Source organism: Pseudochrobactrum sp. AO18b, assembly GCF_000409565.1.
Lineage (GTDB): Bacteria > Pseudomonadota > Alphaproteobacteria > Rhizobiales > Rhizobiaceae > Pseudochrobactrum > Pseudochrobactrum saccharolyticum.
Genome location: NZ_ANNO01000270.1, coordinates 1 through 11,261, shown reverse-complemented (window position 1 = coordinate 11,261; position 11,261 = coordinate 1). Strand labels below are relative to the sequence as shown.

Annotated in this window: 10 protein-coding genes; 6 read left to right on the top strand and 4 right to left on the bottom strand. The window is 53.6% G+C overall.

Annotation, left to right across the window (positions count from 1 at the left end; translation table 11 throughout):
* Positions 1–236 precede the first annotated feature (236 nt).
* A complete protein-coding gene (locus tag A918_RS0111355) occupies positions 237–1,628 on the top strand; it encodes an MATE family efflux transporter (RefSeq protein WP_028233692.1) in 1,392 nt (463 codons plus the stop codon).
* A 59-nt stretch (positions 1,629–1,687) separates the two neighbouring features.
* On the opposite strand, the gene A918_RS0111350 is transcribed toward A918_RS0111355, so the two are convergent.
* Both A918_RS0111350 and A918_RS0111345 read right to left on the bottom strand, forming a co-directional pair.
* A complete protein-coding gene (locus tag A918_RS0111350) occupies positions 1,688–2,377 on the bottom strand; it encodes a hydrolase (RefSeq protein WP_022711184.1) in 690 nt (229 codons plus the stop codon).
* A 109-nt stretch (positions 2,378–2,486) separates the two neighbouring features.
* On the bottom strand, positions 2,487–3,368 hold the full coding sequence (locus tag A918_RS0111345; protein WP_022711183.1) for a pirin family protein: 882 nt from the start codon (positions 3,366–3,368) through the stop codon (positions 2,487–2,489).
* A 166-nt stretch (positions 3,369–3,534) separates the two neighbouring features.
* Here A918_RS0111345 and A918_RS0111340 point away from each other — a divergent pair, with 166 nt between their 5' ends.
* Complete coding sequence (locus tag A918_RS0111340; protein WP_022711182.1) at positions 3,535–4,461, top strand: LysR family transcriptional regulator; 927 nt, start codon at positions 3,535–3,537, stop codon at positions 4,459–4,461.
* Between the two features lie 43 nt (positions 4,462–4,504).
* Here A918_RS0111340 and A918_RS0111335 read toward each other — a convergent pair whose 3' ends face one another.
* Entirely contained in the window at positions 4,505–6,826 is a 2,322-nt protein-coding gene (locus tag A918_RS0111335) for a heavy metal translocating P-type ATPase (RefSeq protein WP_022711181.1), read from the bottom strand.
* Positions 6,827–6,900: 74 nt separating this feature from the next.
* Here A918_RS0111335 and A918_RS0111330 point away from each other — a divergent pair, with 74 nt between their 5' ends.
* Positions 6,901–7,350: a helix-turn-helix domain-containing protein gene (locus A918_RS0111330; RefSeq protein WP_022711180.1), complete on the top strand. Its 450-nt coding sequence runs from the start codon at positions 6,901–6,903 to the stop codon at positions 7,348–7,350.
* A gap of 25 nt (positions 7,351–7,375) precedes the next feature.
* Entirely contained in the window at positions 7,376–7,723 is a 348-nt protein-coding gene (locus A918_RS0111325; protein ID WP_028233691.1) for an ArsC family reductase, read from the top strand.
* A 27-nt stretch (positions 7,724–7,750) separates the two neighbouring features.
* Here A918_RS0111325 and A918_RS0111320 read toward each other — a convergent pair whose 3' ends face one another.
* Positions 7,751–8,770, bottom strand: a complete 1,020-nt coding sequence (locus A918_RS0111320) for a polysaccharide deacetylase family protein (RefSeq protein ID WP_022711178.1) — start codon at positions 8,768–8,770, stop codon at positions 7,751–7,753.
* A 305-nt stretch (positions 8,771–9,075) separates the two neighbouring features.
* Between A918_RS0111320 and A918_RS0111315 the strand changes: the two genes are divergently transcribed.
* Together A918_RS0111315 and der are read left to right on the top strand one after the other, a co-directional pair.
* Entirely contained in the window at positions 9,076–9,747 is a 672-nt protein-coding gene (locus tag A918_RS0111315; RefSeq protein ID WP_022711177.1) for a tetratricopeptide repeat protein, read from the top strand.
* A 59-nt stretch (positions 9,748–9,806) separates the two neighbouring features.
* Positions 9,807–11,246, top strand: a complete 1,440-nt coding sequence (der, locus tag A918_RS0111310; RefSeq protein ID WP_022711176.1) for a ribosome biogenesis GTPase Der — start codon at positions 9,807–9,809, stop codon at positions 11,244–11,246.
* Positions 11,247–11,261: the final 15 nt, after the last annotated feature.

Below are 11,261 nucleotides of genomic sequence, written 5' to 3'. Positions count from 1 at the left end.
CAGCGCTGGAAAGCTCTGCGGCTCAACACATTTGATTGTTCTTTCAGATCGCTCTCGATCTTCATGAACCGGCATGATACAGCATGGTTCTCAATGTTAAGCGCCGGCTTCTTTGTCCGGAAATTGCTTGCGAATATACCATAACAAAATGAGCGTATTTTCCTGAGGCAGTCAGGCCGGAAAATGCTTTGAAAACCCGGTCTGTGCCGGAAAAAGCTGTCGGGAGGCGGCTGAACATGACTGCAATTACGCAGACAAATACAGGTAATCGCTGGGGGCGGGAGGTCATTTCGTCCTTTAAACTTGGCTGGCCGCTGATTTTTACGAATCTTTCGCAGGCAGCGCTGACAGCAACGGATGTCATTCTGATCGGGCGTCTCGGCGCCGATACGCTGGCTGCTGCCGTGCTGACGACCAGCTTTTATCATTCGATGATGATCTTCTGCATGGGGCTGGTTTCCGCCACGCTGCCGATGATGGCGATGGCGCTTGGCCGCAACCACCACTCCGTGCGCGATGTGCGCCGCACTGTGCGTCAGGGATTCTGGACAGCGATTATTATCTGCATTCCGTTCTGGGTGCTGCTGTGGAATGCGGAATCCGTGTTCCTGTTTATGGGGCAACGGCCGGATATTGCCGCGCATTCCGTGCAGATGATGCATACGCTGCAATGGGCGATGCTGCCATATCTCGGCTATATCGGTCTGCGTTCATTTCTGGCGGCGATGGAGCGTCCGCTCTGGACATTGCTGATTGCGGCTTTTGCTATCGTGTTCAATGCGATTGCTGCCTATAGCCTGATTTTCGGTAAATTCGGTATGCCGGAAATGGGGCTGCGCGGTGCCGGCATTGCCACCACAGCCTCCAGCTGGATGATGTTCTTCGGTCTGGTCATTGTTGTCTGCACTCATAAGAAGTTCCGCCGCTATCGTTTGTTCGGCCGCTTCTGGCGCCCTGACTGGCCGCGTTTTCTTGAATTGTGGCGCATTGGTTTGCCAATGGCACTGACCTTTGCCTTTGAAACCACGATTTTCTATGCGGCTGTGCTGATGATGGGTAAAATCAGCCCGACATCACTGGCCGCTCATGCGGTAGCGATGCAGATTGCTTCCTTAAGCTTTATGGTGCCGCTCGGCTTCGGGCAGGTGGCGACTGTGCGTGTTGGTCGTGCCTATGGCGCGGGCAACCGTGAGGCTGTGGCCTATGCAGGCTGGAGTGCCTATGCTTTGGGGGTCGGCTTCATGGGCGTGATGGGCCTGCTGATGATCCTGATGCCGAAGGTGTTTATCAGTGCGTTTCTGGATATTCGTGATCCGGCCAATGCGGAAGTGATCCGGCTTTGCATATCATTTCTGGCTTTTGCAGCACTGTTCCAGATTGTTGACGGGGCGCAGGCGGTGGCAGCGGGTATGCTGCGTGGTTTGCGTGATACACGCATTCCGATGTTTCTGGCGCTGCTCGGCTATTGGGGCGTCGGCTTACCGCTTGGCGCGCTGCTGGCCTTTACCTTCAACTTTGAAGGGATCGGCGTATGGATCGGTCTGGCAACGGGACTTGCAATTGTCGCCGTGCTAATGACACAGCGCTGGATGCGCCGCGACAGCCTCAGCAATGTGGTCTATGTCTGATAAAAAATGGCTGCGGAACAGATAAGTTCCGCAACCATTTTCATTTTTGTGACCGGAAATTATTTCCGCATTGAATCCAGTGTTTCGTGATTTTTCTCGACTTCCTGCGCCTTCATATAGCTTTCAATCAGAAGCTGGTAAGGCGGGAAAATCAGGGTATAGACTTTGGCCCATTCCGCCGCATCATCACGGTTCCAGCTGCGTTGAATTTCAGAGGCTACCGCTGCGGTATCCATCGGAATAACACCGGCCTGCGTCACCCGCGCCAGCGTAATTTCCTGAGCCATTTTGGAATAGGTGCCGGAAGCATCAACAACGGCAAAAACTTTATATCCGTCATAGACCGCTGAAATCGACGGAAAGGCCATGCAGACACTGGTGATTGTACCGGCAATAATCAGGGTTTTGCGGCCTGTTGCTTTGACAGCAGCAACGAAATCCGGATTATCCCATGCATTAATTTCACCTTTGCGGGCAACATATTTGGCATGAGGGGCATTCTCATGAATTTCCGGTATCAGCGGGCCGTTCGGTCCCTGCGGCACTGATGCAGTGGTGATAACCGGAATTTTAGCCAGTGTGGCGATTTTGGCCAATGCGGTTGCATGGGCGCGCAATTCTGTCATGGGCATATCGCCGACGGTCTGAAAAAGTCCGCTCTGGTGGTCAATCAGCAGCATGACAGAATCTTCTGGATCAATAACCGGCCGCTGACCGTTAAAATTGGCAATGGTTGATGGAATATTCATTTCTACGTCTCCCTTGGATTAAATGTCAGGCTGAATCATTTCATCATCTGCCGGTCTCACGAAACTGGGGGGCAAGGTGAGACCGGCAGCGCATGGCCGGATAAACCGGTCATGAAAGGGGTATGTGTCCGAATTGGCCATTCTGAAAATCGCGGAGGGCGGAGCTGATTTCTTCCGTGCTGTTCATTACAAATGGCCCATGAATAACGACAGGCTCGTCAATTGGTTCCCCGCTGAGAACCAGAAAAGAGGCATTATTGTGCGCTTCTATCCAGACATCCGTGCCGTGGCGATCCAGCAAAACCAGCTGAGCCTCACCGGCCTGCTTGTCATTATTGATTGTCACTGAGCCGCTGAGCACGACCAGCATTGCCGTATGCCCGTCAGGAATAGTCAGGGTTGCAGTCGTGTTCTGCCGCAGGCTGACATCCCATAAATTGACGGGAGTGAAGGTACGGGCAGGGCCTTTGACCTTGTTATAAGCACCGGCAATAACGCGCAGGCTGCCTGCCTTATCCGGCAGGTCAACAACTGGTATCTCTGCACTCCGTAAGTTCTGATAGCCGGGTTCTGCATTTTTATCTTTCGCAGGCAGATTGACCCAGAGCTGAACCATTTGCAGCGTGCCGCCCTGTTCAGTAAAGGCGCGCGAATGCAGTTCTTCATGCAGGATGCCTTTGGCTGCCGTCATCCATTGCACATCACCGGCACTGATCGTACCGCCCTTACCGGTTGAATCCCGATGCTCGAGCTCGCCCTGATAAACAAGCGTGACTGTCTCAAAGCCGCGATGGGGATGAATGCCTATGCCCCGCCGGTCACCGGAGGCATGACCGGCAGGGCTGAATTCTGCCGGACCTGCATAGTCAAGCAGAAGAAACGGGCTGACATGATCGCCATGGCTGGCATAGGAGAAGACTGAGCGGACCGGAAAGCCGTCGCCTACCCAATGCGGGCGGGGGCTGCTGTAAACACCTAATACCTTTCTCATTATCAGTCTCCTGTATTGCGCTGAATGACAGGAAGATATGAGCAGGACAAAAATAGCGGTAGTCCGTAAAAACGCACTACAATGTCTGAAATATGAGACAATACCGTAGCGATTTAAAATAATACGGTTATATTCAAGGAAACAGACGACATGACAGGGAGTTTCCATGCAGGATCTGAATGATCTGAGATTTTTCGTGGTTGTGGTGGAGCAGGGCGGATTTGCTGCTGCGGCACGCAAGCTGAATATGCCGCGCTCCCGTCTCAGTCGCCGCATCGGTTTGCTGGAAGACAGTCTCGGCGTGCGGTTGATCCAGCGCACGACCCGTCATTTCGCGGTGACGGAAGTCGGGCATGAATATTACCGCCATTGCGTGGCTATGCTGGTTGAGGCAGAGGCTGCACAGGAGGTGATTGACCGGATGCGCTCGGAACCGCAGGGTATCGTGCGGGTCAGCTGTCCGTCCTCGATGATTTACTTCCAGATCGGCGACATGATTGCCCGTTTCATGCAGGAAAATCCGAAAGTTGATGTGCTGCTGGAAAGCACAAACCGCCGCGTTGATGTGCTGCGGGAAGGTTTTGATCTGGCAATCCGCGTGCGTTTTCCGCCGCTTGATGACAGCGATCTGGTTATTCGTAAACTGGCGGAAAGCCCGCAACGCCTTGTCGCCAGCCCGTCGGTGATTGCTGAAATCAACCGGCCATTGGTGCCGGCTGATCTGGCTTCTTTACCAAGCATGGCATGGGATCCGCTGCGGGTGGATCATGAATGGTGTCTGGAAAAAGCGGATGGGGCAACCGCCAGAGTGCATCACAAGCCGCGTCTGATAACGGAAGATATGGTGGCTCTGCGTATGGCCGCAATACATGGCGTTGGGGTCTGTCAGTTGCCGACAATGGTCATCCGCGATGATCTGCGTGAGGGGCGTCTGGTCGATGTGCTGCCGGAATGGGCACCGCGCACCGGCATTCTCCACGCGGCTTTTCCGTCACGGCGCGGCTTGCTGCCTTCTGTTCGGTCACTGCTGGATTTTCTCGGCAATGAATATGCAAAAATCGCCCGTGAAGAAACGGATTACAGCCTGACATAAATAAAAAGGGCACCGGATGGTGCCCTTTTTTATATCGTGGAGATTATGGTTTCCAGCGCAGCAAGCGCATGGCATTGGCTGTCACCAGAACCGTGGCACCGGTATCGGCTAGAATGGCTGGCCACAGGCCGGTAATGCCGAGGATCGTGGTGATGAGGAACACCACTTTCAATCCAATGGCGAGCGTAATATTCTGCTTGATATTCGCCATGGTTGTTTTTGACAGGTTGATCATATTGGCAACGTCAGTCACGCGGCCATGCATGATCGCGGCATCGGCAGTTTCCAGCGCCACATCAGTGCCGCCGCCCATGGCAATACCGAGATCGGCTGTGGCCAGTGCCGGAGCGTCATTGATACCGTCACCGATTTTCGCAACCACCTGCTTATCGGCTTTCAGTTCTCCAACCACGCGGCGCTTGTCTGCCGGCATCATTTCCGCATGGACTTCCATGCCGAGATCGCGGCCGATCGCTTCTGCCGTACGGCGGTTGTCACCGGTGAGCATGATGGTACGGATGCCCTGAGCCTGCAGCGCTTTGATACCCTGACGCGCATCTTCACGCGGCTCATCGCGCATGGCAATGCCTCCGGCAAGCCGATCGCCGATCATCAGCAGCGAGACGGTCTTGCCCTGATCGTTCATATCGGCAATGCGCTTCTGATCCGCATCGGAGATGCTGGTCTTGGCGGCAATTGCTTTAGGAGAAGCCAGCAGCACAGCTTTGCCGTCAACCGTGCCGGACACACCTTTGCCGCCGAGTGCTGCGCCGTCATGTACCTGCGGCAGAGTCAGTTTGCGATCTTCCGCAGCCTTGAGAATGGCAACAGCAAGCGGATGGCTTGAACCCTGTTCAACAGCCGCTGCATAGCGCAGCACTTCTTCTTCCGAACTGCCAAAGGCGATAATGTCGGTAACAACCGGTTTGCCTTCAGTGAGCGTGCCGGTCTTGTCAAAGGCGGCAGCTGTCACATGACCGGCGCTTTCCAGAACTGCACCACCCTTCATCAGCAGACCACGGCGGGCACCGGAAGAAAGACCGGCAGCAATAGCGGCAGGCGTGGAGATAACCAGCGCACAAGGACAGCCGATCAGCAGAATGGCCAGACCTTTATAGATCCATTCATTCCAGTCACCACCGGCAACAAGCGGCGGTATAATCGCGACCAGAGCAGCAAGGATCATTACCGCAGGCGTGTACCAGACCGAGAAACGGTCGATAAAACGCTCGGTTGGTGCTTTGGATTCCTGTGCTTCCTCAACCTGTGCAATGATGCGAGCAATGGTGTTGTTCTGCGCCGTGGCAGTGACTTTAACCCGCAAGACAGCATCGGAATTGATGGTGCCTGCGAAAACCTTGTCGCCGACTTCTTTGTTTTTAGGCGTGCTTTCACCGGTCACAGGGGCTTCATTGACCGCGCTGTTTCCGCTGATAATTTCACCATCGGCGGCAATACGGTCACCCGGACGCACCAGAATGATTGTGCCAAGTGCGAGGCTTGCAGCATCCTGCTCGATAATCTGCCCGTCTTTTTCCACACGCGCAGTTTTCGGTACCAGATCGGCAAGACCGCGGATGGAGTTGCGGGCACGCCGTGCAGCCACACCTTCCAGAAGCTCACCGATCAGGAACAGGAAGACAACCATTGCCGCTTCTTCCACAGCGCCGATAAACAGTGCGCCGACGGCAGCCACTGTCATCAGTGTTTCAATGGAAAACGGCGTGCCGAAACGGGCACCGGCCAGAGCGCGGCGGGCAATCGGTACCAGCCCCACCAGCATTGCAGCGGAGAAAATATAGATTTCATATTGCGGTACAAAATGGCCGAGAAGATAGGCCGCAACCAGTGCCGTACCCGCAGCAATGGTCAGTTTGGCTTTGCCCTGCTGCCACCATGGCTTGCTGTCTTCATCGGTGCCATGATCATGCATATGCAGAGGTGAGGTCTCTTTGGCCTGCACTTGTTTCTGCTCGTGTGCATGACTGTGACTATGGTCTTTATGATCGTGCGAGGCATGATCGTGGCCGCTGTGGTCGTGACCTGCGTGATCATGATCATCATGGCTATGCTTGTGGTCATGACCGGAGCAGCAGGCATGTGCTTCGGTTTCCGGATCTGCAACAGCAGCGCCTTGATTGGCACCTATATAGCTGGATTTATAGCCGAGTTTTTTCAACTGGCCGGTAATGGCATCAGCTTCAACACCATTATGGGTTACAGTCATGGTGCCTTTGGTGACCGAAACATTGACATCGCTGATCCGTTTGCCAAGGCGGCGCACAGCGGTGTCAATTTTCATGGCGCAGGAGGCGCAATCCATGCCTTCGACGCGGAATTTATCCTGACGGACGGGACCGGACATCTCCAATTTCCTTTTCTCTTGCATCTTTTGAGAAAGACCCTAAATGCTCTAGTGGCTATAGGAGCAAGCGGAAAATGGACAAAAAAGGTTATAGGATTGGCAAAGTTGCGGCACGCAGCGGTGTTAAAGTGCCAACTATTCGTTTTTACGAGCAAATCGGGCTGATCCGCGAGCCTGAACGCACCGAGAGTCAGCGGCGGGAATATGGCGCGGAAGATATTAAGCGCCTGACTTTTATCCGTCATGCCCGTGATCTCGGCTTTGAAATCAATGATATTCGTGAATTGCTGGCGATGACTGAGACGCCCAATGCGTCTTGTCACGAGGCAGATTCGATTGCGCGACGTCATCTTGATGAGATTGAAGACCGGATTGAGCGCCTGTCAGCCTTGCGTGATGAATTGCGCCGCATGGTGAGTGAATGTGATCACGGACGGGTTTGTGAATGCAGAGTGATCCAGATACTCGAAGATCACAGCCAATGCGGTCACGATCATGATCATCCGGCACAGACGCTGAAATAGCATTATCTATAAGAGAGGAATGGACGTGACTGTAACTATTTATGGAATTAAAAACTGTGACACGATGCGCAAGGCACAGGACTGGCTCACAGAGCAGAATATCACCTTTGACTTTCATGATTATAAAAAGGTTGGTCTGGATCGTGCCAAGCTGGAAAACTGGTGCCAGACACTGGGCTGGGAAACGGTAATCAACCGTGCAGGGCAGACATTCCGTAAACTCGATGATGCACAGAAGCAGGATTTGACTGAAGCCAAAGCCATTGAGCTGATGCTCGGCAATCTGTCGATGATTAAGCGTCCGGTTCTGGAAAAAGACGGCAAATTGCTGGCCGGTTTCAAACCGGAAATCTACGCGGAATTTTTCGCTTAAATCTTCAAACTGCCGTTCTCTGTTCTGTCAGAGAACGGTTTGTCTTTTATGCAGTTCCGGCTCCGCCAGATAATCCTGATAGCTGACGCAGCGTACATCCTCACGCTTGCACACATCACGGGCAAAACGCTCCAGCGCATTCCAATAAGCGCCGTTATTCATCAGCACAAAGTGAAAGCCCATTTGCAGCGGAATGCGCTGGCCGTCATATTGTTTGTTGAACGCATTCATAAAGGCATCATAGCTGCGCTGCTCAAATTGCGCTGCCTGTTCCGGTTTCTCTTTGCCGCCCGAATGACGCACATAGAGATTATAGTCCATGGCAATCACGGGTTTGCGGGCAGGGCCTTCCGGTATCAGCGGCAGGCCAAAACTTTTGAGACCTGCAAGATTCTTTGGCAATTCAGGCCCTGAGGTCACGCCGCTGGCCTGATAGGCAAAACCGCTTTCACGCAAAGCTGTCTGTACCGGCTTGTCATCGGAGAGATAGGGCGCACGAAAGCCGGTGATCTTGTTATAGACCAGATCTTTCCAGCCTTCCGGTTCGCCGTCAATTTTATTGGCGCTCCATGCATTGCCGACAATAGTGCGGAATGCCTGAATTTCCTGCGCCCATTCTTTTGTAGTCCAGCTCTTGCCGTCAAAATGGCCGCAACCGTGGCTGGCAATTTCATGACCTTCCAGATTGGCTTTCCACACCTGATCGAGACGGGTGGCAATTTCTGCTTTATCCTGTGCAAAGCCGACATTGGAGCGGCCTGCTTTCATACGCGGTGGCTGATATTGCGCGCGGTCTGCGCGCTCCAGATAAAACACGCAGGAGAGAAAATAAGTGAAATGTGCACCGGTTTCCTGTCCCAATGCGCGGCTGCGCTGCCAGAGCTTGTTATCATGCGCGCCGTCAAAGGAGATAATCACCACCTGTTTCGGGCGGGTATCAGCCGGTTTTTCCTGTTGCTGAGGCGCTGCAGGCATATCGGGCATAGCCTGCGCAGCCGTGGCCAGACACAGAGAAACCGCAAAACCGGAAAGAAGAGACTGATACATGAAAACGAAAGCTCATTGCGAAATCGGAAGCGGATTGATTAGGTATGAAATGTGGCAAAGCACAGGCAGAGAGCGCTCTGCGTCCAAATGGATGCACAAAGATGCTCTGATCTCTTGATGTTGTGCCATTGATTTGAGCGCTAAGCAGCGCAAATTAAGGAATTATGCAGGAATTCGCAATCAGGACTACCATCTGTCGGCGATTCCGACTAAAAGCCGGATAGGTGTGTTAAGTCGCGGGCTGTGTATATAGTCCGTGCTCTTGATGCATATTCGATAATCTTGACAAGTTTCACAGGGTATTCATGACAGACGACAGCTTTATCCGCGAAGTCAACGAAGAGCTCCGCTCAGAACAGGTGCGCGCTGTATGGCGGCGTTTTGGTCCGGTTTTGATCGGTGGCGCGGTAGCCGTTGTTATCGGTACAGCCGGTTATGTCGGTTATGAATATTGGCGTGAAAGCAAAGCGGCAGTGTCGGGCGATCAGTTCCTGACGGCGCTTGATCTGGCCGGTGAAAAGAAAACAGATGAAGCCCTGAGCGCGCTGAAGAAGCTGGAAACCGAAGGCGCAGGGTCTTATCCGGTTCTGGCACAGTTGCGCACAGCAACATTGCTTGAGCAGAAAAAAGACATGGCCGGTGCGGTCACTGCTTTTGATGCGGTCGCGGCAGACAGCAAGGCACCGGTTGCCCTGCGTGATGTTGCCAAGCTGCGGGCTGCCTATATTCTGGTGGATACCGGCTCTTATGAAGATGTTGCAAAACGTGCGGAAACACTGAGCGCGGATGGTAATCCGATGCGCGGTTCTGCCCGTGAAGTGCTGGGTCTGGCTGCTTATAAGGCAGGTCGTGCAGACGATGCGCGCAAACTGTTCCAGCAAAATGCGGATGATGCGGCAATCCCTGCCAATCTCCGCCAGCGTGCCAATACAATGCTTGACCTGATGCGCAGCTCTGAGACTGCAGCAAAAGGCTGAAACACTCATTAGAGCGGGACGGTTCAAGTGCCGCTCTATAATACGGAAAAATAAGCTGAATGAGCTTTACACTCGCAATTATCGGACGTCCGAATGTCGGCAAGTCCACACTGTTTAACCGCATTGTCGGGCGCAAACTGGCGCTGGTCGATGATACGCCGGGTGTTACCCGTGACCGTCGTATCCACGACGGCAAGCTCTATGATCTGCATTTCAAAGTCATCGACACTGCTGGTCTCGAAATTGCCGAAGCCGGTACGCTGGAAGGTCGTATGCGCGCGCAGACCGAAGCCGCGATTGACGAGGCTGATGCGGTTCTGTTCGTGATTGATGCCAAAGCCGGTTTGACGCCGACGGATATTGAATTCGCGCAGCTGGTACGCAAATTCAGCAAGCCGATTATTCTGGTTGCCAATAAGTCTGAAGCCCGCGGCGCTGATGCCGGTCTTTATGATGCCTATCGTTTGGGTCTGGGCGAGCCTTGCCCGATCTCCGCTGAACATGGTCAGGGTTTGCCTGATCTGCGCGACGCGATTGTGGAAGCGATCGGCAAAGAAAAAGCTTTTGCGGAAGAAAAGGCCGAAGAAGAATTTACGCAGGAAAAAATCGGCGCTCTGGTTGGTGAAGATGTCAGCGATGAGGATGAGGAAATCATCCCTGAATATGACGCGACCAAGCCGCTGCGCATTGCCATTGTCGGACGCCCGAATGCCGGTAAGTCCACAATGATTAATACAATGCTCGGTCAGGATCGCCTGCTGACAGGCCCTGAAGCCGGTATTACCCGCGACTCGATTTCCGTTGAGTGGGAATGGCGTGGCCGCGAGGTTAAGCTGTTCGACACCGCCGGTCTGCGCCGCAAAGCGCGCGTGCAGGAAAAGCTGGAAAAGCTCTCCGTTGCCGATGGCCTGCGCGCTATCCGTTTTGCGGAAGTGGTAATTATTGTTCTCGATGCAACCATTCCTTTTGAAAAGCAGGATTTGCAGATCATTGATCTGATTATCCGTGAAGGCCGTGCGCCGATCATCGCTTTCAATAAATGGGATCTGATCGAAGACCGTCAGGCATTGCTGGCTGATCTGCGTGAAAAGACCGAGCGTCTGCTGCCACAGGTACGTGGCATCCGCGCTGTGCCGATTTCCGGTGAAACCGGCCACGGCATTGATAAGCTGATGGAAAATGTCGAGATGACGCACCGTATCTGGAATACGCGCATCTCCACAGGCCGTCTGAACCGCTGGCTCGAAGGTGTGATTGCCCATCATCCGCCTCCGGCAGTGGCTGGTCGTCGCCTTAAAGTTAAATATATGACGCAGGTTAAGACACGCCCGCCGGGCTTCATGGTGTCGTGCTCGCGTCCTGATGTGATGCCGCAATCCTATGTGCGTTATCTCATCAATGGTTTGCGTGATACATTCGAAATGCCGGGCGTGCCAATCCGCCTGTCCTTGCGTACATCGGAAAATCCTTTTGCCGGACGGGCAAAGAAGAAACGCTGATGTCATCTTGATGAT

Excerpts from the sequence above, each read along its gene's own strand:
- A918_RS0111350 (WP_022711184.1), bottom strand. The coding sequence starts at position 2,377 with ATGAATATTCCATCAACCATTGCCAATTTTAACGGTCAGCGGCCGGTT.
- der (WP_022711176.1), top strand. The coding sequence starts at position 9,807 with ATGAGCTTTACACTCGCAATTATCGGACGTCCGAATGTCGGCAAGTCC.
- A918_RS0111315 (WP_022711177.1), top strand. The coding sequence starts at position 9,076 with ATGACAGACGACAGCTTTATCCGCGAAGTCAACGAAGAGCTCCGCTCA.
- A918_RS0111345 (WP_022711183.1), bottom strand. The coding sequence starts at position 3,368 with ATGAGAAAGGTATTAGGTGTTTACAGCAGCCCCCGCCCGCATTGGGTA.
- A918_RS0111320 (WP_022711178.1), bottom strand. The coding sequence starts at position 8,770 with ATGTATCAGTCTCTTCTTTCCGGTTTTGCGGTTTCTCTGTGTCTGGCC.
- A918_RS0111330 (WP_022711180.1), top strand. The coding sequence starts at position 6,901 with ATGGACAAAAAAGGTTATAGGATTGGCAAAGTTGCGGCACGCAGCGGT.
- A918_RS0111355 (WP_028233692.1), top strand. The coding sequence starts at position 237 with ATGACTGCAATTACGCAGACAAATACAGGTAATCGCTGGGGGCGGGAG.
- A918_RS0111340 (WP_022711182.1), top strand. The coding sequence starts at position 3,535 with ATGCAGGATCTGAATGATCTGAGATTTTTCGTGGTTGTGGTGGAGCAG.
- A918_RS0111335 (WP_022711181.1), bottom strand. The coding sequence starts at position 6,826 with ATGTCCGGTCCCGTCCGTCAGGATAAATTCCGCGTCGAAGGCATGGAT.